This is a genomic window from Pantoea sp. At-9b, from assembly GCF_000175935.2.
Lineage (GTDB): Bacteria > Pseudomonadota > Gammaproteobacteria > Enterobacterales > Enterobacteriaceae > Pantoea.
In genome coordinates this window covers 431,533-456,513 of sequence record NC_014837.1, presented here as the reverse complement: position 1 = coordinate 456,513, position 24,981 = coordinate 431,533, and the positions used below count along the sequence as shown (strand labels likewise).

The 24,981-nt window shown below is 56.2% G+C and carries 20 protein-coding genes; 7 read left to right on the top strand and 13 right to left on the bottom strand.

The window, feature by feature from the left end; all coding sequences use genetic code 11:
• Positions 1-34: 34 nt before the first annotated feature.
• The 3 genes from PAT9B_RS01970 to PAT9B_RS01960 are packed head-to-tail and all read right to left on the bottom strand — an operon-like array spanning position 35 to position 3,319.
• Positions 35-715 (bottom strand): SDR family NAD(P)-dependent oxidoreductase, encoded by a 681-nt coding sequence (locus tag PAT9B_RS01970; RefSeq protein WP_013507574.1) that lies wholly within the window; start codon positions 713-715, stop codon positions 35-37.
• On the bottom strand, positions 712-1,896 hold the full coding sequence (locus tag PAT9B_RS01965; protein ID WP_013507573.1) for an exo-alpha-sialidase: 1,185 nt from the start codon (positions 1,894-1,896) through the stop codon (positions 712-714). Before PAT9B_RS01965 ends, PAT9B_RS01970 begins: the two co-directional genes overlap by 4 nt.
• Before the next feature lies 1 nt (position 1,897).
• A complete protein-coding gene (locus PAT9B_RS01960) occupies positions 1,898-3,319 on the bottom strand; it encodes a sodium:solute symporter family protein (RefSeq protein ID WP_013507572.1) in 1,422 nt (473 codons plus the stop codon).
• 659 nt (positions 3,320-3,978) lie between these two features.
• Between PAT9B_RS01960 and PAT9B_RS01950 the strand changes: the two genes are divergently transcribed.
• Positions 3,979-5,478, top strand: coding sequence for a sugar porter family MFS transporter (locus PAT9B_RS01950; protein ID WP_013507571.1), 1,500 nt, complete (start codon positions 3,979-3,981; stop codon positions 5,476-5,478).
• Positions 5,479-5,487: 9 nt separating this feature from the next.
• On the opposite strand, the gene PAT9B_RS01945 is transcribed toward PAT9B_RS01950, so the two are convergent.
• Positions 5,488-6,393: a LysR family transcriptional regulator gene (locus tag PAT9B_RS01945; RefSeq protein WP_013507570.1), complete on the bottom strand. Its 906-nt coding sequence runs from the start codon at positions 6,391-6,393 to the stop codon at positions 5,488-5,490.
• Positions 6,394-6,478: 85 nt separating this feature from the next.
• On the opposite strand from PAT9B_RS01945, the gene PAT9B_RS01940 reads away from it, so the two are divergent.
• Positions 6,479-7,549, top strand: coding sequence for a tartrate dehydrogenase (locus PAT9B_RS01940; protein ID WP_013507569.1), 1,071 nt, complete (start codon positions 6,479-6,481; stop codon positions 7,547-7,549).
• 83 nt (positions 7,550-7,632) lie between these two features.
• Here PAT9B_RS01940 and PAT9B_RS01935 read toward each other — a convergent pair whose 3' ends face one another.
• The 5 genes from PAT9B_RS01935 to PAT9B_RS30860 all read right to left on the bottom strand — a co-directional run bounded on the left by PAT9B_RS01935 (position 7,633) and on the right by PAT9B_RS30860 (position 12,386).
• Complete coding sequence (locus PAT9B_RS01935; RefSeq protein WP_013507568.1) at positions 7,633-8,964, bottom strand: glycoside hydrolase family 28 protein; 1,332 nt, start codon at positions 8,962-8,964, stop codon at positions 7,633-7,635.
• 78 nt (positions 8,965-9,042) lie between these two features.
• Positions 9,043-9,858, bottom strand: coding sequence for a carbohydrate ABC transporter permease (locus PAT9B_RS01930; RefSeq protein ID WP_013507567.1), 816 nt, complete (start codon positions 9,856-9,858; stop codon positions 9,043-9,045).
• Entirely contained in the window at positions 9,858-10,730 is an 873-nt protein-coding gene (locus PAT9B_RS01925; RefSeq protein WP_013507566.1) for a carbohydrate ABC transporter permease, read from the bottom strand. The genes PAT9B_RS01930 and PAT9B_RS01925 overlap by 1 nt, the downstream gene beginning before the upstream one ends.
• 57 nt (positions 10,731-10,787) lie before the next feature.
• Positions 10,788-12,128 carry an ABC transporter substrate-binding protein gene (locus PAT9B_RS01920; protein WP_013507565.1) on the bottom strand — a complete coding sequence of 447 codons (1,341 nt, stop codon included), beginning with the start codon at positions 12,126-12,128 and terminating at the stop codon, positions 10,788-10,790.
• 102 nt (positions 12,129-12,230) lie between these two features.
• Positions 12,231-12,386, bottom strand: a complete 156-nt coding sequence (locus tag PAT9B_RS30860) for a hypothetical protein (RefSeq protein ID WP_190274642.1) — start codon at positions 12,384-12,386, stop codon at positions 12,231-12,233.
• A 270-nt stretch (positions 12,387-12,656) separates the two neighbouring features.
• Here PAT9B_RS30860 and PAT9B_RS01915 point away from each other — a divergent pair, with 270 nt between their 5' ends.
• On the top strand, positions 12,657-13,256 hold the full coding sequence (locus tag PAT9B_RS01915) for a GNAT family N-acetyltransferase (RefSeq protein WP_013507564.1): 600 nt from the start codon (positions 12,657-12,659) through the stop codon (positions 13,254-13,256).
• A 12-nt stretch (positions 13,257-13,268) separates the two neighbouring features.
• On the top strand, positions 13,269-14,360 hold the full coding sequence (locus PAT9B_RS01910; RefSeq protein ID WP_013507563.1) for an ABC transporter ATP-binding protein: 1,092 nt from the start codon (positions 13,269-13,271) through the stop codon (positions 14,358-14,360).
• Positions 14,361-15,040: 680 nt separating this feature from the next.
• Here the strand turns inward: PAT9B_RS01910 and PAT9B_RS01900 are convergent.
• Positions 15,041-16,162, bottom strand: coding sequence for an ROK family transcriptional regulator (locus PAT9B_RS01900; RefSeq protein ID WP_013507562.1), 1,122 nt, complete (start codon positions 16,160-16,162; stop codon positions 15,041-15,043).
• A gap of 28 nt (positions 16,163-16,190) precedes the next feature.
• On the bottom strand, positions 16,191-17,069 hold the full coding sequence (locus PAT9B_RS01895; RefSeq protein ID WP_013507561.1) for a BadF/BadG/BcrA/BcrD ATPase family protein: 879 nt from the start codon (positions 17,067-17,069) through the stop codon (positions 16,191-16,193).
• A gap of 269 nt (positions 17,070-17,338) precedes the next feature.
• On the opposite strand from PAT9B_RS01895, the gene PAT9B_RS01890 reads away from it, so the two are divergent.
• The gene (locus tag PAT9B_RS01890; protein WP_013507560.1) at positions 17,339-18,499 is read left to right on the top strand and encodes a Gfo/Idh/MocA family protein; all 1,161 of its coding nucleotides are present in this window, start codon (positions 17,339-17,341) and stop codon (positions 18,497-18,499) included.
• 69 nt (positions 18,500-18,568) lie between these two features.
• Here the strand turns inward: PAT9B_RS01890 and PAT9B_RS01885 are convergent, their stop codons facing one another.
• Entirely contained in the window at positions 18,569-19,840 is a 1,272-nt protein-coding gene (locus PAT9B_RS01885; RefSeq protein WP_013507559.1) for an MFS transporter, read from the bottom strand.
• Between the two features lie 421 nt (positions 19,841-20,261).
• On the opposite strand from PAT9B_RS01885, the gene PAT9B_RS01880 reads away from it, so the two are divergent.
• Positions 20,262-20,861, top strand: coding sequence for a hypothetical protein (locus PAT9B_RS01880; RefSeq protein ID WP_013507558.1), 600 nt, complete (start codon positions 20,262-20,264; stop codon positions 20,859-20,861).
• Between the two features lie 283 nt (positions 20,862-21,144).
• The gene (locus PAT9B_RS01875; RefSeq protein ID WP_013507557.1) at positions 21,145-23,535 is read left to right on the top strand and encodes a glucose/quinate/shikimate family membrane-bound PQQ-dependent dehydrogenase; all 2,391 of its coding nucleotides are present in this window, start codon (positions 21,145-21,147) and stop codon (positions 23,533-23,535) included.
• 135 nt (positions 23,536-23,670) lie between these two features.
• Here the strand turns inward: PAT9B_RS01875 and PAT9B_RS01870 are convergent, their stop codons facing one another.
• The gene (locus PAT9B_RS01870) at positions 23,671-24,879 is read right to left on the bottom strand and encodes an MFS transporter (RefSeq protein WP_013507556.1); all 1,209 of its coding nucleotides are present in this window, start codon (positions 24,877-24,879) and stop codon (positions 23,671-23,673) included.
• Between the last annotated feature and the right edge of the window lie 102 nt (positions 24,880-24,981).

Here is a 24,981-nt window from a genome sequence, read left to right as displayed (position 1 = left end):
GAAATGCGCGATAAATCGCGCCGCTACGTTTCGGTTACGTCAGAGACGCCCCGCCACAGATCACCAGCTCCTGCCCGGTGATGGCATCCGCCGCAGGTGACAGCACAAACCCGGCCAGCGCCGCTACCTCCTCAGGTTGGATATAACGCCCAATCGGCGGCAGTTTTGGCGGTGAACTGGCGCGGCCAGGTTGCAGCAGCATTGGCGTTTCGGTGGCCCCCGGCGCAATCACGTTTACCGTAATCCCCTCTGGTGCCAGCTCGGCGGCCCAACTCCGCGCCATGCCGACCATCGCCGCCTTGGTACTGACATATTGGCTGCGCCCGGCCGCACCACGTGAGGTGCGGCTGCCAATCAGCAGGATACGGTCGCCCCGCTGCATCCTCGGCCGCAACGCATTGGCCATGATCTGTGCCGCCTGCACATGCAGATACCACAGCCTGCTGCTTGCCGCCTCATCCAGCTCGCCCAGTGGTGCTGCCGCCATCATCCCTGCGGCATGTACCAGCGCATTGACGGTTGGCAACACTGCCAGCGCCTGCTTCAGTAGCGCAACATCAAACAGATCCACGCTGACCGAGGTAAAACCCGGATGATCTTTTTTCACCTGGGTGCGGCTGAAGCCGGTCACCTGCCAGCCCTGCTGTAACAGATGGTCGGCAATCGCCGCACCTATCCCGGAGCTGACACCGGTCACCAGCGCATGGCGACTCATGAGACCACCCAGGACTCATCCACGCGCACATACTTAATCGCCTGGCGGAAATAGGTGTACGCAATATGCAGCGCACCGTCCTCGCTCTGTTTAATGCTGGGATAGGAGAACTCACGGTTCAGCTTCTGCTGGGAGTTGTTGGTCATACAGTAGCCATCGCCCTCATCGAGGTTGCGTTGCCACGGCCAGCTCTGCCCACCATCTGCCGAGATCGCCAACGTCATCGGTGCACGCGGTGCGCCCCAGAATGCCGTGCGCCCGCTGTGTACTACCGGCTCCGCCGCGACGGCGACGTCGCCCTCCTCCTCATCTTCAATCTCGTCATACAGCGACAGGCGGCGTTCGCTGGCATCTTTAGCGCTCATGGCGTTAAACACCAGCGCCAGATGGCCGTTGTGCAACGTAGTGACCTGAATCGAGGAGTTGTTATTCGGCAGTGCCGTCGCCTGTGGCGCGCTCCAGCTTTCGCCGCCGTCACGGGAACGGCTTTGATAGATGAAATCGGCCCAGCGGCTGCGGTACAACGCCAGCAGGCTGCCATCCTGCAACAGGGTGATATTCATATGCACACACCCGAGGCTGTCCGGCACGGCCACATCGCGCCAGCTTTTGCCCTGATCGCTGGAGATTTTCACCGCGCTGACATCATCGTTGCCAACCCATTTCACCCCCGGCTGGGTGCGACAATAGAATACCGGCAGCAGCCAGTTGCCATTCGGCAGCACGACGATCGGCTGGCGGATAAAGGTGCCGGGTTGATCAAGTAGCGTATCGATGGCGCTCCAGCTGCGGCCAAAATCGCGAGACTGCCGATAACGCACAATCGCGGTGTCCTGATTACCGGACTTCTGCGCGGTCCACAGCAACCACAGCACCTGCTGTGGATCGAGAAACAGCACCGGGTTTTGTTCAGATCGCGTAGGATCGTCCGACAACTTTTCCGCCTCGCTCCATTGATTGCTGCCTTTTGCCAGCCGCGAAGACCAGACCGAGATATCCGCGATCCCTTCCTGCGTGCCGCCAAACCAGACGCACAGCACGTCGCCATTCGGCAGCGGCAGCAGATTGGCAGCATGGTTTTGCGGACAGACCGAAGGCAGCATCGCGGTGAGCTGCTGCGCGTCCTGCGCATGCGGATGAAGGTTACCGTTACGTTCGACGGTAAGTGTTAAATCGGTCATATCAGGCTCCACTGTTTTGCATAGTTCGTTTCGGGGCATTCTTATCCTGTACCTGGCGCGTCGGGATCAGGCGATCAATCACCATCACAATCGCCGGGGTGGCCAGCGCCACATACATGTTGTTGATACCAAAAGGATCACCCAGCAAATACCACACCGATGTCACCACACAGGCGGCGATCAACCCGGCATTCGCACCGCGCGTGCTTTTAAAGAATGGCAGGTAAAAGGCGATGATAGCGACCACCGAAATCGACAGACGGATAGCGCGGGTGAAAAACGACAGTTTCAGCACTTCAGGCACGAACAACACGAAGATCAGCGGCAGGAAACCAATCGCCAGTGACAACCAGCGTGTCATACGGAATTCGCGTTCCGGCGTCGGATTGCGGTACGGGACATAAAAATCTTTCACCACCAGCGAGGCGATAGCCAGTGCCACGGTGCTCACACTGACGAAAATCGACGCCACCAGCGAAGTCGTAACAATCCCCGCCAGCCACGGGCTCATATCCTGTAAAAACACCGGCAGAGCATACAGGCTCTTGATATCGGGATGGAGGAACTTCGCCGCCACACCAATCAGTGCGATGGCAATGGCAATCGGCATACAAAAGAAGAAGGCAACCCAGGTGGCACGTTTCGCCGAGGCAGCGCTTTTGGTGGAGGCAATCGCCTGAATGACAAACTGGGTGCAGAAGATGGAACCAATGGTGCCGATCAGCCAGGCAAAAATGGTACTGCCGCCAATGTTGCCATCCCAGGTCCAGTAGAAGTGCGGCATCTGTTTTATCATCGGGCTGACCCCGCCGGTCATATGCAGCGCAACGCCGAGAATAATCATAATTCCGATGTATTTCAGTCCGCTATGCAACAGCGTCACCCAGGCGATGCCCTTCATGCCGCCAAACATAAAATAGAAGGTACTGACCACCGCCGTGATAAAGGCGGCAGTGGTGAGATCCAGATTCAGCACCGTCGAAATCGCTGCCGCACCGCTAACGTAGTTACCCACGTTCACCAGCAACAACGCATAAATCATGATCAGCGAAATAATGTTTTTGGTCGAATTACCATAGCGCTCGGCAATCGCACCGGAAATGGTGATTTTCCCGGTGTTATAAATCCGTTTGACCAGCAGCATACCAAACAGCGGGAAGCCAATCGCCGCGCCGATCACCGACCAGGAGGCGGCAAAACCATCCTCAAAAGCGGCCTGGGCAGTACCGATGGTGGATTTAGCACCGATATATTCTGACATCAGCATCACCCCGACAATAAACGCCGGCATGGCCCGTGAACCCGCCATAAAATCACCGGTGTTTTTACTGCGCAAACGCCAGGTCAGCCAGGTGGTAAACAGGATATATGCAATCACTATCCCGACAATAATCACCATCCCTTCTGCAGAGAATTGTTTCATTTCAGCCTCATCGATAACGTAGGGTCGTGGCAGGCGCTGGGCTTCACGCCTGCCGTTATAACGGGGTAGCGACGATTATGGTGTCTGGTGTCTGTGCACCGGGCGCTACCGCTAACGATAAAATGATTTATATCGCTCAACCAAGAGCAAGATTACGCACTTACAGGGCTACTTTATAGGCTAAGGTGGGATGAATTTGTTTGATCATGCTCACAAACAGTCAAAGTTGATTGAAAATAATCAAATCGTCATTCAATACGTGACTTGCGCAGCACTGCACAATGCATGCAGATAATATGTTCGCTCGCGCAGTGATATTTTCTGTAGATGCCACGGACTGGGGAATATTATTTTGTCCGAATCAGAATGGTTTTATTTAATTTAATGCAGCATAAACAGAACAGACGATGAAATTCAGAACATAATAAAAATATAAAAAATAAAACAAACAAAAACAATGCATTAAATAAATACCCCTTCACTTTATTTGCTTTAAATTTGTTCTCATCCAGCCATTCACCAGGATAGAAATGTGACATACATCACATTGCATGCTATATCTTTAAATCTTAAAAATAATATCAAGGAGTGAATGCCGATTATTTCGGCCGCACTGTACCCCTGCATAAAAATAACGTCATTCATCTGCAAGGAATACTATGCCTGAATCAGAAAATAATAACTGGCGATATCCGCCGGAATCCACGCCTGCACAGGCTGACAATGAAAAGCTATCCGCCAGCGCCCGTGAAGAGAACAGCCGCTTCCTCAGCGCAGATGCCTTTTTATTGACAGCAACCGCCATCGCCGCCATTGCCGGATTTCTTTATGGCTACGACACCGGCATTATTTCCGGCGCGCTGTTGCAGATTACCCATGATTTCCAGCTCTCGTCCCATGCGCAGGAGTTAGTGACCAGTGCGATTCTGGTCGGCGCGGTGATGGGTGCGCTGAGCTGTGGACGCCTCTCCAGCCAGTTGGGCCGCCGTTATACGGTGATGATTGTTGCGGCGATTTTTGCCGTCGGCGTCATTGGCTCCGGCCTGTCCCCCAACGCGGTCTGGCTGGGCGTGGCGCGTCTGGTGCTCGGCTTCGCGGTCGGGGGCGCGTCGCAGATTGTCCCGGTGTATATCGCCGAGCTGGCCCCCCCGGATCGTCGTGGCCGTCTGGTGACCTTCTTCAATATCTCGATTGGTGTCGGCATTGTCACTGCGGCGTTAGTGGGCACCTTTATGCAGGATATCTGGAGCTGGCGCACCATGTTTGCCGTGGCCGCGATCCCGGCGGTGATGCTGCTGCTGGGGATGCTGCCACTACCGGAAAGTCCGCGTTGGCTGGTGAGCCAGAAACGGCTACGCGAGGCGCATCTGGCGCTGGATTCGGTACGTGACAGCGAAAAACAGGTGCGTCAGGAGATTCGTGCCATCCAGCGCGTGCATGACAAGGTGGAACGCAGAACCACCGCCATCTGGCGCGACCTGAAGCAACCCTGGCTGCGTCCGGCGCTACTGGTCGGGCTGGGCATTGCCGCATTTACGCAGCTTTCCGGCATTGAAATGATGATTTACTACACCCCGACCTTCCTTACCAATGCCGGTTTCAGCCGGGATGCGGCCTTGTATTCCGCGCTGGGCGTGGCGGTGATTTACCTGACGCTGACGGTGATCGGCAAGCTGGTCGTCGACCACGTCGGTCGCCGCGCCCTCACCCTGTGGATGATGCCGGGAGCGATCCTGAGCCTGGTCCTGCTGGGCGCGGTGTTTCGTCTTGATGCGCACGGTGGCGGCCATAGCTGGCTGATCGTCATCTGCCTGTTTGGTTTTATGGTGTTTAACTCTGGCGGTATTCAGGTCATTGGCTGGCTGATGGGATCGGAACTCTATCCGCTGGGCATTCGTGAAAAAGCCACCAGCCTGCACGCCGGGATGCTGTGGGGGTCTAACCTGTTGCTGACAGCGACGGCGCTATCGATGGTCAACTGGCTGGGCATTGGCGGGGCGATGTGGTTCTACGCGCTGCTCAACCTGCTGGGTTTTGTCTTTGTTTACTTCCTGATGCCCGAAACCAAAGGCCGTTCGCTGGAAGAGATTGAAACCTCGCTGAAAGAGGGAGACTTTTACCCGATGCAACAACGCCAGCGTCAGACCGTCGATTCGTAGCGACGCGCTTTATAATGTCTGCTGCAAAAACTCCACAAAAGCGCTGATGCGCGCAGGCAGTTGGCGCTGCGGCTGCCAGACGGCAAAGATATCGCCGTCTGGCGCACTCCACGCGGGCAACACATGCAGCAACTCACCGCTGTGGATGCTGTGCTGCGCATCCCACCACGAACGCAGCAAAATGCCATGCCCGTCCTGCGCCAGCTGCATCGCCACTTCACCATCATTGGTGACCAGGGTGCCGCGCACCTTTTGCGTCAGTTGCTGACTGCCATCCGTCAGCCGCCACAGGGCAAAATCGCTTTCGTACTGACGCAGCAGAATGCAGTTATGCTGTGCCAGCGCTGTCACGCTGTCGGGCAGGCCACAACGCGCCGCATAAGCAGGGGCGCAGCACAGCACACGCGGATTGGTCCGTAGCTTGCGTGCCATCAAGCGGGCATCCGGCGGCTCACCGACCCGGATATCGATATCGATGTGCGCATCAAGGAAACTTAACGGCTGACTGCTGAGTTGCAGGCTGAGCGACAATGCCGGATGCAACGCCGCAAAGCGCGACACCAGTGGCGCAACATGGCGGCGACCAAAGCCGAAGGACGCATTGATATTCAGCGAACCACGTAATAGCGCCGTCTGGCTGCTGACCGACTCCTCAAGCTCCGCCAGTTGATCCAGCAGTGGACGCGCGCCCTCCAGATAGCGCTTCCCTTCCGGCGTCAGCTCCAGTCGCCGTGTGGTACGACGTAGCAATTGCACCCCCAGCCGCAGCTCCAGCTGGCTCAGGCGTTTGCTCACCGCCGGTAGTGATAGCCCCAGCTCGCGCGCCGCAGCCGTCAGGCTACCGAGGGTGGCGATACGCACGAAAAACGCCAGGTCATCGGTGGAAGTCCGCGATTCTCTACTTTTATTCAACATTGGCTTGCTGCTCAGGCTAATTATTTCCCCATGATGCAAAGTTATACTGCGGGCAGAACATCAACAGCAACCTGCGAGAGACCCTATGAACGGCAAAACATTTAAAATCGCCGTCATCCCTGGCGATGGCATTGGTAAGGAAGTGATGCCGGAAGGCATCCGCGTGATGGATGCGGCAGCAAAAAAATTCAATATCCCGCTGGAGTGGCAATGGTTTGATTTCGCCAGCGCCGAGTACTGGCAGCAGCATGGCAAGATGTTGCCAGACGACTGGTTCGCCACGCTGCAAACCTTTGATGCGATCTACTTCGGGGCCGTCGGCTGGCCGGATGTGGTGCCGGATCATGTCTCACTGTGGGGGTCGTTGTTGCAGTTCCGCCGCGAGTTCGATCAATACGTCAACCTGCGTCCGGTCCGTCTGATGCCGGGCGTCAAAGCGCCGCTGGCGAATCGCCAACCGGGCGATATCGATTTCTACGTGGTGCGCGAAAACACCGAGGGCGAGTACTCCAGCGTCGGCGGCACCATGTTCCCCGGCACTGAGCGTGAAGTGGTCATTCAGGAGACGGTGATGACCCGTACCGGCGTCGATCGCATCCTGAAATTTGCCTACGAACTGGCGCAGAAACGACCGAAAAAGCACCTGACTTCGGCCACCAAATCCAACGGTATCGCCATCACCATGCCGTACTGGGACAGCCGCGTGGAAGCGATGTCGGTCAACTATCCAGAAATTAAAGTCGATAAATATCATATCGATATCCTGACCGCTAACTTTGTGCTGCATCCGGATTGGTTCGATGTGGTGGTCGCCAGCAACCTGTTTGGCGATATCCTGTCGGATCTTGGCCCGGCCTGTACCGGTACTATCGGCATTGCGCCCTCAGCCAATATCAACCCGGAAGGCAAATTCCCCAGCCTGTTCGAACCGGTGCACGGCTCTGCGCCAGATATCGCGGGCAAAGGCGTTGCCAACCCGATCGGACAGATTTGGTGTGGCGCAATGATGCTGGAACATTTGGGCTATGCCGAAGCCGGTGCAGCAGTGCTGGATGCCATCGAACGCACGCTGGCGGCAGGTAATAGCCTGACACGCGACCTGGGCGGCAAGGCGTCAACCGAGGAGCTGGGTGCAGCGATTGCCGCCGCGCTGTAATCACGCGTTGCCAGAAAAAACCACGCGATAAATCGCGCCGCTACCACCGGGCGCGATATTATCGCGCAAAGTGTCCGTCACCGTTACGGCAGAATCTGCACCGTCTCATGATGCCAGCCTGCTGGCAAAGGCTGCGGACGCACAATGACCACATTGTGTAATTGCAGGTTCTCCACCCCGCGCGCAAACAGACCAGGCAGACCGTGCGGATAAGTCATCACCCCATACGCCTGCCCGGTCTGGCTATCCAGCTTATAGGCATTATCCAGTCCCATCCCGGTTAGTGATGCGGGATTGCATGGCGGGCGGACATCGTAATATCCCTGTTCGTCGGACTGCGCGACGACCTGACGTAGCTGCACGTTGCTCAACATCACCTCGCGGATCTGCCCTGCAACCTCACTATGCAGGTTAATTGCCCCTTCCATCACGCCGCTGACGTTGCTGAATTGCAGCTGTTCAATGCTACCCGGTACGATCGCCGGATCGCGGGCGCGCACCGAGACAAACAGCGCATCGGCTTTACCCCAATGGCAGGGTGGCGCAAGGTGGCAGGCCAGCGTCAGATTGCTGAATAACAGACGGCGGAAACTGCCGCCATCACGTGACAGCAGGCCAATCGCCCGATTGGAGTCGAAAATGGTACAGCCGCTGACCGTGACATCTTCCACATCATCAAAGGTTTCCGTGCCAATCTTGAACGCACAACTCCAGGAGCGCAGTTGGCAATTGCTGATCATAATCTGGCGCGCCGCACGCCGCAGATGAGTCGGTTTTTGCGTGGTTTTGATGCAAATGGCGTCATCCGCCGCACTCAGGTAGCTGTTGCTGACAAACACCGCTTCGCAACTGTCGATATCCAGCGCGTCGGTGTTGGGCATGGTCATCGCGTTATCGATGGTCAGGTGTTCAACATGCACATGGCGGCAGCTCACCAGATGCACCGTCCACATCGGTGCCTGCACGATAGTGAACTCCTGGAGCGTCACCTGCTCACAATCTTCAAACACGATAATACGCGGACGCTGTGGGCGCGGCAGGCGATAACCCTGTGCATCTTTTTCGGCAGCAAACCAGGCTTCACCGTCGCCATCAATCACCCCTTTGCCGCTGATGCTGATATTGCGCTGGCCGACCGCATACAGCAGCACATGCTGCGACAGCTCAGCCTGGCTCTGTGCCAGGCAGTGTTGATAATCCTCAACACGCTGGCTGGCGAGCAAGGTGGCCCCCGCCGCCAGATGCAGCTTGAGATGGGAACCCAGCGTGAGGGTGCCAAGGCGATAGCGGCCCGGCGGCACCGTCAGCGTACCGCCGCCCCGCTGCGTCAGGTGATCCAGCGCGCGCTGAAAACAGGCGGTATCGAGGGTCTCGCCGTCGGCGACGGGGTGAAAATCAGCCAGTGAAAGGTGCATGCGGTTCTCCTGAGTTGCAGCGTAAGGCCATTGCAGCATGCACACGGCGCGAAAACCTTTCGCTGATGGACAAGGCGCTTATTTCACTGCGCCTTCAGTCACGCCACTGATAAATTTGCGCTGGAACACCAGGAACACCGCCACCAGCGGCAGGATCACGATCATCGCGCCAGCCATCAGTACCGGGATATCAATGGTGTTTTTATTCTGGAAAAACATCATGCCAATCGGCAGGGTACGCAGCTCGTCTTTGTTAACCAGAATCAGTGGGATCAGGAACTCGTTCCACGTCCAGATAAACAGCAGCAGCGCCAGCGTTGACAGTGTTGGCCAGATGGCGGGCACCAGAATGCCCCACAGAATTTTGCGTCGTGATGCACCATCCATCACCGACGCCTCCACCAGCTCACGCGGCACCTGTTGCAGCGCCGTGGCGATCATCAGGGTGGTAAAGGGTAACGACAGCGCAATCTGCGGCAGGATCAGTGCCAGATAAGTATTGGTCAGCCCCATCCAGCGCAGCTCGTGGTACAGCGGGATGATAAAGGCTTCACTTGGCAATACCATGCCCAGACCCAGCATCGCCGCCACCACTTTTTTGCCGGGGATCTTCAGCCAGGCAAAGCCAAACCCGGCGAGGATGCCGAGCAGGATGCTGCAAATCACCACCGGGATCACCACCAGCACCGAGTTCATAAAGTAAACGTTGAAATGGCCCTGCTGCCAGGCGGTGACGTAGTTTTTAAAGTTGAGCGAAGATGGCAGGGTAAACCCCCCCTGGAACAACTCCATCTGGGTTTTGAATGAGGTCATCAGCGCCATCAAAAATGGCAGGATGGTCATCAGCGCGACGATCCAGATAAGCGCACGAGAAACAACTGGCGTGCCACGCATCAGTGACGCTCCCGAATAACAAAGTGAATTAACGCGTTGATCAACAACACAATCATCATACTGAACACCGCGACTGCCGAGGCGTAACCGAAGTAGTGCAGGTCAAAGCCCTGCTTATACATAAAGATGTTGGTCACCATCGTCGCGGTACCTGGTCCGCCCTGGGTCATCACATAGACCAGGTCAAAGGCTTTCAGACTGGCAATCACCGTCAGCAATAAGGCAATGCGCAGTTCCGGGCGCAGCGAGGGCAGCGTGATACGCATAAATTTCTGCCGCCGTGAGGAGCCATCCAGATCGGCAGCTTCCAGTAGCGACGGGTCCATGCGCTGTAATCCAGCCATAAACAGCACCAGGCAAAAACCAAAGAAGTACCAGGTAGCCACAAAGCCCACCGCAGGAAGCGCCCAAGTGAAGTCGCCCAGCCAGGAGATCGCCAGCTGCGGCAGACCGATGGCGCGCAGAAACTGGTCAATCGGGCCAAAGGCCGGGTTATACAGCCAGCGCCATACCACGCCGAGTACTGCCATCGGCATGATATAAGGCAGAAAGAAGAAGATACGCAGCAGGCTGCGCTCCTTGTTGCTGCGCGTTTCATACAGGAAGCTGCACAGCAGCAGCCCGACGCCAATCGGCAAAAGGGTGTAGAACAACATCAACAGCGCATTATTGCCCAGCGCCACCCAGAACACCGGGTCGCTGAACATGCGCATATAGTTGCTGATACCGGTAAAGATCGGCATCGAGGTGCCGTCCCACTCGGTGAAACTGATCCCCAGCGACGCCAGCAGCGGCAGCAACAGAAAGACCGCGTACACCAGCACCGCGGGCAGAAGATAGAGCGCATTGCGCCAGGCAGATTTGTTCAGCATAACCGTACTCGCTTGCGGGCCTGTCTGCGGTCCGGCATCGCTGCCGGACCGGATTTATCAGTGCTTAAGGGTTTTCAGGTAACGTTGATAGTTGTTGTCAAAGTTGGTGACCATCTGGTCAGCGGTTTGACGTCCCGCCAGCAGCAACTGCACATTCTGGTTCAGCTCGGCATTCATGGTCGGTGTCGCCCAGTCAACGTAGTGACCAAGGCCATCGTGTTCATTGAGTGTCACCCACACCTGATAGGTTTCCGCCAGCAGCGGGTTATCCGCGGGGATCTGCGCGTTTTTGCTGGCGCTGGCTGGCAGGAAGCCCACTTTCAGCCAGCGGTTCGCCATCTCATCTGACACGATGTAATCGATAAACTTCGCGGCGGCGTCCTGCTGTTCTTTGCTTTTCGCCGTGCTGGTGATGGAGAACGCCAGGTCAGTACCCCCGACCATCAACGCATGCTGCACGCCCTCACCCATCGGCATTGCCGCAAAGTGAATATCTTTATTGTCTTTGAACTGACCGAGATACCAGGTGCCGCTCACCAGGAAGGCGGCCTGGCCGTTCTGGAACAGCGTCGCGGCATCGTCATGACCAATCCCCTGGAAACCGGGGAAGAAGTAACCTTTGTCATTCCAGCTTTTCATCATGTTCGCGGCTTTGACTAACTTGTCATCTTTAAAGGTGCCGCCGACATCGTAAATCAGGTCATCCAGTTTTTTGCGGTCGCTGCTTTCAATCTGCGCTTCCCAAATGGTACTCAGCAGTTGCTGCCCCATATTGCCGTCCAGCAGACCCAGCATCATGGGCGCAGTGCCCTGCGCTTTCAGTTTCGCCATTGCCTGCTCCAGCTCCGGCAGGGTTTTCGGCACTGCAATTCCGGCTTTATCCAGCAGCGCTTTGTTGTAGTACAGGCCAACCATTTCGCCGAGGCTGGCGACGCCATACAGCTTGCCGCTACCAAAATCCTGCGTATCAGACCAACGGTTGCGTTTCAGAATCGAATCCGGGAAACGGGTGGTCCAGCCATAGCTTTTGGCGTAATCATCCAGTGGCCACAGTAATTTGTCTTTCACCAGCGATCCCATATCGCCACCGCCCTGGTTGACCTGAGCGATCTGTGGGCCATCACCAGCGGTCAGCGCCAGCTTGAGCGGGATGCGGGTATCTTCAAAGGAGTGCACGGAACGCTGGATAACGATTCCGGGATTCTTCTGTTGGAACACTTTAATCGCCTGATCCACCGCTTCGGTCTGCTGCGGATAGTTATAGATGTCCCATTCGTTTAGGGTCACGCTGGCGGCCTGCGCCATCGATGCGCCGAGCAGTATCCCAGCGGAAACCAGACAAGACAGGGTGCGCAGAGAGCGATGGAAGTACTGCGAACGTAAGGTTGACTCACACATAATGCTCGGTTTCTCCAACAGATGACTGGCATCCCTTCATCTCGACACCCGCAGATCCCGCAGGTTGATTCAGCAGAAATAACGCGCTTATCCATACTTACTTTATGAACAAAAGAAAGTCAAACCTACGCAGCGTGGAATTTTTGCTCTGTGATGCAGTGCAAAAAGTGAGAAGAAAAGCCCGCTGATCAGCAGGGAATGCTGCTTAATCCAGCAAAAATCGGCGGTAATCCATCTGGCTGTGATGATGGCCAGCATAAACCACTCGTGATTTTGTCCGCCATTAAGCTACTGATAGAGCATATGAAAATCGTATAGTTATGATGAAGAAATGGAGAAAAACAGGCGCAAGGCCCGTGCAGCAAGGGCCAGCCAGCACCGTCTGACCTTGTAACCATCGCGCCCGTCATGCGCTGCGGTTATGTTTCTCTCTGGCTTTGCGGCATGACGCAATTATTACACCTTGAAAACTAAGTCAGCTTTCATTACCGTAAAAACTGTTCATCTCCTGACCACAGAGGCTCCACCATGACGGCTGAAGGTGTTATTCGCCACGCCACCGCAGCGGATTTTCCCGCGCTCTCGCGTATTTGCTTAGAAACCGCCAACGCGGGTAAAGATGCCACAGCGCTCTATTCCGATCCCGCCCTGCCGGGCCTGCGCTTTGTAATCCCCTACGCGCGCTTCGTCCCTGAGTTTGCCCTGGTGCTGGAGCAGCAGGGTGAGGTCGTTGGTTACGCGGTGGCGGTACCGGACACGCGGGCATTTGAGGCGATCCTCAATCAACAATGGTGGCCAATCTTGCAGGCGCAATATCGCGCGACGCGCGCCAGTGCCCCCCTCGACAGCAAAGTGCTGGATGCCATTCACCAACCGGATGCCGCTGCCGAGCAGTTGGTGAGTCAGTGGCCAGCGCATCTGCATATCAATCTGCTGCCTGCGGCACAGCAAGGCGGTTGGGGTCGCAAGCTGATTGAGCAATTGCTGACGCTGCTGCGTCAGGCCGGTGTTACCGGCGTACATCTTGGCGTCAGCCTGCAAAACGAGCAGGTGTGCGGGTTCTATCAGCGCCTCGGCTTCACACCGATCGTGCGCAGCAACGCTATCTATATGGGCCAGTTACTTTAAGCGAGACACAGCATGACCAGCCTGCATCTACAAAGCGTTAAGAAATCCTATGAGAACGTGAACGTGATTCACGGTATCGATCTCACCATCAACAGCGGTGAGTTTGTGGTGTTTGTTGGCCCTTCCGGCTGCGGTAAATCGACGCTGTTACGCATGATTGCCGGGCTGGAGGAGATCAGCGACGGTAAGCTGCTGATTGAAGGGGCAGATATGACGCACCAGCCCGCCACTGAGCGTGGCATCGCGATGGTGTTTCAGTCCTATGCGCTCTACCCGAATATGACGGTACGCGGCAATCTCGCCTATCCGCTGGAGGTGATGAAGCGCCCGAAAGCGGAGATTGAGCAGGCAATACGCCAGACTGCCGAGCGTTTGCACTTAACTGAATTACTCGATCGCCTGCCGCGAGCCTTATCCGGCGGGCAGCGGCAACGCGTAGCGATAGGCCGCGCCATTATTCGTCATCCGCGCATTTTTCTGTTTGATGAACCGCTGTCGAACCTTGATGCCGAATTGCGTTTGCAGATGCGTATTGAGATCGCCCGCCTGCACGCCTCACTCGGTAATACCATGATTTACGTCACCCACGATCAGCTGGAAGCGATGACGCTGGCTGACCGTATCGTGGTGCTGCGCAAGGGGCAGATTGAGCAAGTTGGCGCGCCGCTGGAGTTGTATCGCGACCCGGATAATCTGTTTGTCGCCGGGTTTATTGGCTCGCCGAAGATGAATTTCTTACCGGCTGAAGTGGCGGCGTTAGCGCCCGGCCAGGTGCAGTTGCGCGTACCATCGCTGGGGATTCATTCATTAACCCTGAAGCTGGCGGCGACCTGCCGCGAGGGGCAGAAAGTGACGCTGGGGGTGCGGCCTGAGCATTTTCAGCTCGCCACGGCTGCTGATGCGCCATTGAGTTTTAGTGCGCCGCTGTCGTTCAGTGAGATGCTGGGGCATACCAATTATCTTTATCTGGATGTCGGGCAGGAGCGTCTGCTGGTGATTGAGGAGCGTCACGCGACTCATCATGAGATCGGTGAACCGATGCATTACCAGTTGGATGCGGGGAGTTGTTTGTTGTTTGATGAGCAGGGGATGCGGTTGCGGTAAAGGTAGGGCCGCCCGCCAGCAGCAGCGGGCTGACACCGAGAAGGTTCCGCCCGCCAGGCATTAGGGAGTTTCAGCACCGCCGTGCAGGCGGACGGGCAAAGGTCCGAGGGCGCGGACCTTTGCAATCCGCGCCCTGCGGCGTCCTCGCGCAGCGCATAGCGCTGTCCCCTCGCTTATCACTCAGGCCATACGGACCGCGCGGATTCGCCATCCATGGCTCATTCCGCTCTCTCGCCGCATCCATGCGGCTCGTCCTGGCCTTCCCTCTGCGCTCGGCGCTGCGGATGCCGCCCACCCCACCGCCTGAAAGACCGCAGAAAACACAAAAAATAAAAAACGGAAAGCAAAAAGAAAGAGACGGAAAAACACAGATCGTGCAGCGAGGGGGTGGGGCGCCATCCGGACTCGCTGAGCGAGTGAATGCTGCCAGGATGAGCCGCATGGATGCGGCGAAAGGCGGCGTTGAGCAGGAGCGAATCGACGCCGGTCCGTCGGCAGCGTGAAGGAGCGAAGGTACCGCGCAGCGGCGAGGGAGGCTGGCGCGAGGCCCGGGATTGCAAAGGGTGCGGCCAGGCACCCTTTGCTCGGTCGCCGCACCGGTGAGCTGAAACTGCCACTGCCCGTGGCGAACGAAACCCGCTCAGAGCGAACGGAACCCATTCAGTGCTAACGCCCCCACCCTAAGACGCGATCTCTTCATCCGCCTGGGCGGCCAACAAATCCAGCAACTTATTCACCGCAAAACCCGCCGCGCCCTGCGCCCACATCCGATTAGATTCCGTCAGGAACTGCAACGGCGTCATATGCGGCGTCAATTTCAAACGGTAGTTCTGGAAACTCTGGGTAATATGATCCAGCAGGATACGCGATGCCATCTGCGGCTCCATCGCCAGATAGACGACATCCGGATCGTAGGCAATCGACAGGTTCGCCAGCGACATGCCCAACTGATGCCCGGCTTCCGCCAGCACACTTAACACCTCCGGCGTCGGGCGCATATCCAGGTCACGCAGCGCCTGTGGTACCTCATCTTGCAACGAGGCTGCTACCCGTTGCAGAATCGCCTGCGATGAGGCGACATCCTCCAGCAGACGTTCGGAACCATCGCCCAGCAGGGCATTACCAATCTCCCCCGCTTTGCCATGACGGCCACGATACAGCTGACGATCGAGCAAAATCCCTGCGCCAATCCCTTTACCAAAGGTGGCGATAATCGCCGATTGCGCATGGCCGAGCTGACCAAATACCAACGCCGCCATGGCTAATGCGTTGGCGTCGTTTTCAATAAATACCGGCAGCGAGAAACGTTCCTCCAGCAGCCGGGCAATCGGCACGTTGTCCCAGTCCAGCACGCGGGAACGCACACAGTAACCGTTACTGGCGTCCACCAGGCCAGAGAGCGCGAGGCCAATCGCGCCCACTTTTTTGCCCTCAACACCGCGCAGAAATTTCGCCAGCGCATCACCCAACTGCTTGGGCGTCATCGCGCCGGAAGGCATCTGCTGCTCGCCAATAATATTACCGCCCAGATCCGTCAGCACGATCAGATTGCGTTCAGCATTGAGCTGGATACCCACCACGCTGGCGTGATCCGGGTTAAGGCCGAGCAGGGTTTTCGGACGTCCCATCGAGACACGACGCAGCCCCAGCTCCTGCACAATGCCGCCCGTCAACAGGCGATTGGTCGCCTGCGAGACCGTTGACATGCTCAGGCCACTGCGCACTTTGAGATCGGACTGGCTGATCGGCGCATTTTCGACAATCAGCCGCAGAATACGGGCGGTTACGTTCGGAGCGATCATGGTTCTCTTTATCAGCAGAATGAATAGGTTACGCGGGTTGGCTCAGGCTGAACTGGCTGGCGAGCCGGATCGCGCCACTTAGCGCGTCGCCGTGCGGCGGCACCAGCAATGCGGCGATTTCCGTCGGGAGCCAGGGCTGAATCGGTGTGGCTAAACCGCCCATAAGCGCCAGATTCCCGTGGCTACGCGCCAGCAGCGGCTGCACCATCTGCGCAATATCCGCTGCGGTTTGCTGAATCAGCGCCATGCCGTGCACATCACCCGCCTGCGCGGCAGCGAAAACGTCTGGTACCACCCGGCCCCAATTGGCAGGTGTCGCCTGACGTGACCAGATTAACATCTGTTCGGGGCTATCATGGTAATGCGCCATGATACGTTGTGTCAGCGCTGAAGTCGGTACAATACCCTCGTGCGCCAGCAACGCCAGCCGCAGCGCGCGCTGACCCAACACCGCACCCGATCCGGCATCCGACAGCGCAAAACCCCAACCGCCGAGCAGCGTAAACTGCGTACCGTCCCATGCCGCACCCTGACTGCCGGTGCCGGTAATGAATACCGCACCTGGCGCGCCATTATGCGCACCGGCACACGCGATTTCGACATCAGTGAAAACATAACGTGCCTGACAAACCGGTTGCCAGCTCTCAAGCCTCGTCTTCACGGAAGCCACGTTCGCCCCGGCCAGCCCCGCCACCAGCACCGTATGCGCCCGCGCCGTCGCCGGTAAACCAGCCTGAGTGAAGAGATCGTCAATCACCTGATCGATAGCGTCAATCGCCGCTTCAAACTGTGACCAGACATTGGCGGGTCCACCGCGCGCTTCCGCCAGCAACTGCCCCTGAGCGTCGGTGAGACGTCCACGACAGTGCGTACCACCACCATCAATACCCAGCATCAGTGACTGCACGCGCTTCCTCCTGCCCTGCCCCGCACGGAATGACTCTTTATAGATGTGCGAAAGATAGGGTAAAAAAACTTAAATCGCAATAACAAATAAATATGGAAGCTACAACATCAAATAAAAATGATTAAAATCATACAATTAATAAAATTTCACATTTCTTTCCCCAGGATATCCATTGACATTAGTTTTTCTGCCGTAATAAGTTAGCGGTCAGATTATCAGCAGCCTGATGGGTCGGGCGGCTAACAGGCAACGGGCTTCAGGGGTACAACATGAAAGTGGGCATTATTGGTCTTGGCTTTCGTCTTTCCCATGTGGTGAAAGAGTTCAGCAAAGCCGATACAGAGTTCTCCGTCGTGGGTTATGTCGATCCGGCTCCGGCGGGTTTACCTAATCTTCACACCTTCGGCATCGATCCCGGCAAGGCATTCGACAGCATCGACGCACTGCTGAATCATGGCGGCTTTGATCTGTTATTGGTGGGTTCGCCGAACTTTATGCACCTTGAGCATATTCGCCAGGGGTTGGCTGCGGGTTATACCGTCTTCACCGAAAAGCCGGTGGTGATTAACGAAGAGCAGACCATGGCGATGGCACAGCTGGTGCAGCAGTACGGTCACGAGCGCATTCTGGTCGGTCTGGTGCTGCGCTACTCGCCGTTATACCACGACCTGCTGGCAGCGCGTGATGACAACCGCCTTGGTGAAATCACCTCCATCGAAGCGACCGAACATATCAAGCCGTACCACGGTGCCTTCTTCCAGCGCGACTGGCGTCGCCTGGAGAAATACGCCGGTCCCTACATTCTGGAAAAATGCTGCCACGATATCGATCTGTACCAGGGATTGATGGGAGAGCGTCCGGTGCGCGTCGCCAGCTTTGGCGGTCGTAAATCCTTTACCCCGCAACATGCCCCGCAGGGTGCGGTTACCGCAGATGCCGAACTGTATCACGTCAAGCCGAGTGGCTGGTCAAGCACCGACGCGGTGTTCGATAGCGACGCCGATATCGTTGACTACCAGACAGCGCTAATTGAATACGCGGGTGGTGCCACCCTCGCTTTTCACGCCAACCTTAACGTGCCGGATGAGTTCCGTCGTTTCTGCGTCATGGGCACCGACGGCATGGCGGAAGGCGACTTTGTACGTAACTACTTCCGCGTGCACAACGCCCGTACCGGCGAGCGTGAAGTCGACACTGTGTACAGCGGCAACGCTTACGATGGTCACTACGGCGCGGATGCGCTGATGGCCGAAGAAATTGTGAAGCACATTAAACAAGGAACGCCGCTGAAGGTCACGGTGGTGGACGCGCTGGAAGCGGGACTCACCGCGATCAAAATCGACGAAGCGCGAAAATCGAAAACCGTGGTGGATATGACAGAAAGCTGGAAACAATTTGACGCCAGCCTGGGGAAAACAGCGGCCGTCTGACGGCCACTGCTCGCGATCGCAGCCCCCTGATCGCGAGCTTTGTCATGGCAGTTCGGACTGGCACTACCCTTAACCGGCCTGTTGGCCGGTTTTTGTTGCCTGTGGCACCACCGCTTCGTTCTCCAACCGCTGACGTTTGCGCAGATGTGGGAAAATAGTCATCCAGATAGCCACCACCACCAACGTACCAATACCGCCCAACGCCGCCGCAGGCACCGCACCGAGCCAGGCCGCCAGCATGCCGGATTCAAACTCGCCCAGTTGGTTGGAGGTATTAATAAAGATGGCGTTCACCGCGTTGACGCGACCACGCATATCATCCGGGGTATCCAGCTGCACCAGCGCACCGCGAATCACCATGCTGACCATATCAAATGCCCCCAGCGCCGCCAGCGCCAGCAGCGACAGCCACAGTTGGCTGGAGAGTGCGAAGATCAGCGTCGCCACGCCAAAACCGGCCACGGCACCAAACATAATCATCCCGACGTGTTTTTCCAGCTTGTGGCGACTCAGCCATATGCCAACCACCAGCGCCCCGACTGACGGCGCACCACGTAACATCCCCAGTCCCCAGGGACCGGTGTGCAGAATATCTTTGGCGAAGATCGGCAACAATGCCGTTGCGCCACCCAGCAACACCGCAAACAGATCGAGTGAAATCACCCCCAACACATCCTTGCGCTCACGGATGAAATGCACACCGGCAAACAGGTTGGTGAGGTTCATCGGCAGGCGCGTCTGCGGCGGACGTTCATAGCGGATACGGCTTACCAGCAGCAGCGAGAACAGATAGAACAATGCGGAGACGCCGTACACCACATCCGGTCCGGCCACATACAGCAAGCCACCGAGTGTAGGCCCGATGATCACCGCCGCCTGGCCGCCGACCGCGTTAGCCGCTGTGGCGCGTGCCAAAATCTGTGGCGGCACCAGCGCAGGGAGCATTGAGGATAAAGCTGGCCACTCCAACGCCTTCGCGACGGCAATCAGAAATACCAGGCTCCAGATCGCGGTTTTATCTGCCCAGTTGAATAACGTCAGCGCCACTAATGCCAACAGCGATCCCCACTCGACCAGCTGCCCCAGCAGCACGATACGCCGCCGATCAAACTGATCTGCCAGATGCCCGGCAGGTAACGCCAGCAATACCGATGGCAGAAACTGCATCAGGCCGATCATCCCCAACGCCATCGCGCTGTTGGTCAGCGAGTAGATCTGCCAGCTGACAGCAACGGAAAACATCTGGAAACCAAAAGATGAACAGGTACGTGCCAGCCAGAAGGCGACAAACGACCTGTGTTGCAGCAGCGAACCATCCGCTGCCGGTGTCAGTGAAGCCATATATATCCCATCCTGAATTGTGGTTCCGGTCGGCGTCGTGGCACCAACCCTTATGAAAAACCCCGGTCAGGTTTTCCTTATCTTTTTTTTCAGGCGACAGAGTGCGGGATTTTGTCGGAACAGGCAACGGCAAGGCGTGCTCTTTAAAAACAGTTGGTTATATAGAAAAAATCTAAGCATTGGGGCCTGAATATTAGCAGGCTTATTTTTTGTTGAGGAAATAGAACAAATTTCCAAAAAGCGACAATAAAGGCATGAATTAATGCATTATTAATACCTAATATCGGTTTATCAGAGACAGATAAAAAAGATGATTTTCCCGAAGGAAACGTTTTATATTAGAAAACGGATGACAGCAGCAGTCGCACCATTTTTATTATAAATAAACCCTTCCAGTTAATTAATATATTTATAGAGATAAATGGAAAACAGTTCATATAACCCTTATGTTACCGAGCGCATCCGTCGCTTCGATGGCCGGATAACGGGCGTTTGCTATTCATCACCCTTTATAAATTGCGGGCGGAATGGCCATACCTTACTTAACGATCGCAACATAGTTTCCTTGCATAACCAGTTTTTTGATGAAACAGCGTTAATAATTACCCCTTTACAGGGAAATAGGCTTACGGACTTTTTACAGGCACCGGATAATTATTCCTGTCTGCGATCTGACAATGTCCGTCTGGCAATCAACTATGCTGCATTACATCAGGCTGGTCCGGCATTAACCTCACTGGCTGCGGATTTTCACTTCTGGTTGTATGACCTGGCCCCACCAGGCACACAGTGGCGAAATATTGAGACATTCCCGCTCAGTGGCATTGTTCTCACCAATGATTTTTTTAATGAAAATTATCTCAAGTTCAGCTTTCCATTCCTGCTCTCTACCTTCCGTGAAAGAGAAGTGGAGGTGATATTACGCACCCCGGCTTTAACACTGACAGATGAGTGCTATGCTCGATTACATATCAGTGGCTGGCAGGAACAACGTACCAGCAGCGATTTACTTGAAGTGTAAACGGTTACACAAAATAGCGCACTCGACCAAAACAGCCCGATTAATTCGGGCATGTTACCGGTAATGTACTTATAAAATGTTGTGTCATTCCCCCTTCTGAAGTCCAAAGCGCTAAAAAGATCAAACCTGTTAACGTTTTTAAGATAAAATTTAACGCAAAGGGATCACCAGGCGTCACGGAAGCGTTTCGGAGAGAACATTTACATCACCTCGTACCTTATATCGGGATACGGCGCAACGCGTTGTTTCCTTTAGTCTTATGGCGAAAAAAGAGGTCAACATTATGGGGAAAAATTCCTCATCTTTTGGCGTAATTCGTTTCCTGACAGTGCTGTTCGCACTGCTGACAGGGGCGTTTATGCTGATTGGCGGCGCGTGGTTAGCCGCCATTGGAGGTTCCTGGTACTACGTAATTGGCGGTGTGGTTATGTTAATCACCGCTATTCTGCTGTGGCGTCGTAGCGGTTCAGCATTGGTATTGTATGCCCTGCTGCTGCTGGCTACGTTGGTGTGGGGCGTATGGGAAGTCGGTTTCGACTTCTGGGCGCTGGCACCGCGTACCGACGTACTGGTGATTTTTGGCATCTGGCTGGTGTTGCCGTTTGTGTATCGCAAACTCAACCACGCCGGAAAAGGTGCACTGGGCATCATGGGCATCGCCCTGGTAGCCAGTGCGCTGGTGCTGGCGTGGGCAGTTTTCCATGATCCGCAGGAGCTGAATGGCACCCTGCCGGCGACGGAAGCAAATGCACCGCAGGCACAACCACTGAGCAACATCGCCGATGGCGACTGGCCTGCTTATGCGCGTGACCAGCAAGGCACCCGCTTCTCACCGCTGAAGCAGATCAATGCAGATAACGTGAAAAATCTGCAAGTTGCCTGGCAGTTCCAGACGGGTGACCTGAAGACGCCAAACGATCCGGGTGAAATCACTGATGAAGTGACCCCGATTAAAATCCGCGACACCCTGTATCTGTGCTCACCGCACCAGATCCTGTTCGCACTGGATGCAAAAACCGGTAAGCAGAAGTGGAAATTTGATCCAGGTCTGAAGCCGAACCCGACCTTCCAGCACGTAACCTGCCGTGGCGTTTCTTACCACGAGGTGCCGGCCGCAGCGGATGCGTCAAATACCCAGCCTGCGCTGTGCTCACGCCGTATTTACCTGCCGGTAAACGACGGTCGTCTGTTCGCGCTGGATGCGGAAACCGGTGAGCGTTGTGCCTCTTTCGGCAACAACGGCGAGCTGGATCTGCAACACAAACAGCCGGTGCTGACCCCGGGCCAGTATGAGCCGACCTCACCGCCAATCATCACCGATACCACCATTATCATTGCCGGTGCGGTGACTGATAACTACTCCACCCGTGAGCCGTCTGGTGCCATCCGTGGCTTTGACGTTAACACCGGTAAACTGCTGTGGGTCTTCGATCCGGGCGCGAAAGATCCGAACGCGATTCCTGATGATGAACACACCTTCACCATGAACTCGCCGAACTCCTGGGCACCGGCGGTATACGATCCGAAACTGGATATCGTTTACCTGCCAATGGGCGTGTCTACCCCGGATATCTGGGGCGGTAACCGCACACCAGAACAGGAGCGCTATGCGAGCAGCGTACTGGCGCTGAACGCCACCACCGGTAAGCTGGTGTGGTCGTATCAGACCGTGCATCACGATCTGTGGGATATGGACCTGCCGTCGCAGCCGACGCTGGCCGATATCACCGATAAAGATGGCAACACCGTACCGGTGATTTATGCTCCGGCGAAAACCGGTAACATCTTTGTGCTGGATCGTCGCACCGGTAAGCCAGTGGTGCCGGCACCGGAAACCCCGGTTCCGCAGGGCGCGGCTAAAGGTGACCACGTCTCCCCGACACAGCCTTATTCAGAACTGACCTTCCGTCCGAAGCAGAATCTGACAGATAAGGATATGTGGGGCGCAACCATGTACGACCAGCTGGTGTGCCGCGTGATCTTCAAGCGTCTGCGCTATGACGGTCCGTTCACCCCGCCGTCAGAGCAAGGTACGCTGGTCTTCCCTGGCAACCTTGGTATGTTCGAATGGGGTGGCATTGCGGTCGATCCGCATCGTCAGATCGCGATCGCTAACCCGATGGCGCTGCCGTTCGTCTCCAAACTGATTCCGCGCGGTCCGGGCAACCCGATCGAGCCGCCGAAAGGTGCGGAAGGCGGTTCTGGTACCGAAACCGGTATCCAGCCGCAATACGGTGTGCCGTATGGCGTGGAGCTGAACGCGTTCCTGTCACCGTTTGGTCTGCCGTGTAAACAACCGGCGTGGGGCTATGTCTCTGCCGTTGACCTGAAAACCAACGAAACCGTGTGGAAAAAACGCATTGGTACGGTTCGCGATAGCGCACCGGTTCCGCTGCCGTTCAAGATGGGTATGCCGATGCTCGGCGGTCCGATCACCACTGCCGGTAACGTGTTCTTCATCGGTGCGACCGCAGATAACTACCTGCGTGCCTTCAGCACCAACACCGGTGAAATGCTGTGGCAGGCACGTCTGCCAGCAGGCGGCCAGGCAACGCCGATGACCTACGAAATGGATGGCAAGCAGTACGTTGTCATCGCTGCCGGTGGTCACGGTTCGTTTGGCACCAAGCTGGGCGATTATGTCATTGCCTACGCACTGCCGGATGAGAAGTAATCATCCATAAATCAGGCGGACTTCGGTCCGCCTTTTTTATATCTGCAATTTGGCTAAAACCGCGCGATAAATCGCGCCGTTACAGGCCAGTGCATGAATTGTAGCGGCGCGATTTATCGCGCATGTTTTATCGAATTACGATTTCCGCAACACCCGCGCATTCAGCAGCGCACACAGCATCATAATCACGCAGGTTGCCAGAAACACCGGACGCATACCGAACGCCCCGCCAACAAAACCACCGAACAACGGACCGCTGACCTGACCGACATACTGCGCCGATGTCGAGTATCCCAGCATTTTCCCCACCTGCGTTTGCGGCACATTGTGGCGAATCAACGCCGTGACACACGGCATCAATCCACCCAATGCCATTCCCATCAGGAAACGCAGCACCACCAGTTGCCAGGCTGCGGTAATGAACGCCTGAGGGATCAGCAGCAGTGCGCAAGCGATCAAACCATAAATCAGTACCCGGCCATGACCGATACGGTCCGCCAGCCGCCCGAGACGCGGGGCCGAAAGAATACTACCCAGCGCAGCAGCCGACATCACCAGACCGGCGGTGGCGGTAATCGCGTGATCGCCACTGACAAACTGCCCGACATACAGCGTGATAATCGGTTCAATCGACATATTGGCAAAAATCAGCAACATGCCGGATAACCACATCAAACGCACCACCGGTAAGTTCGCCGCTTTCTCTTCGACGCTGCTGTTCTGCACCGCTTTTTTTGCCTGACGCGGCGTTTCTTTCAGCAAGAACGTGGTGGCGAGGAAAGCGAGAAAAATCACCGCACCGGTCAGCCAGAAAGTATGACGAATGCCAATCAACGGCGGCAGCACCCCACCCAGCAATGGCCCCACCACGTTACCCGCCATAATACCGGACGACAGCATACCCAGCGCCCAGCCGGTCTGCTCTTTCGGTGTTTGTGCCGCCACCAGGATGGTGGAGCCAGAGGCATATCCCCCCAGCAAACCCGTCAGCAGGCGCAATGCAACCAGTTGCCACGGCGCAGTCGCCATACCAATCAGCGACATGGCAACCGCCATGCCCAAACTGGCACGGATCAGCATCAGCTTGCGGCCATAACGATCTGCCAGTTTGCCCCACAGCGGCGCGGTGATCGCAGCGCTGAGGAAGGCTGCGCCATACGCCGCCCCCGACCAGCGAGCAATCGCTGCCGGTTCCTGCACGCCGAGCTGCTGCACATACAGCGGTAAAAACGGCAGCAGCAGCGTCATCGCCGCAATGGTGCTGAAAGAACCGAGTACGCAGACGAATAAATTGCGTTTCCAGTGTTGCTGTTCGGGCGCTAACGCCGTTGGAGGTTGCTGCATGATCATATCCCTGTTTTAAGCTGATATTCAGGCTAACAGCGGTATCCGGTGGAAAACAGAGCGCCCGGAATATTTGCCATGCAGCACGCTATTGTTGCCAAA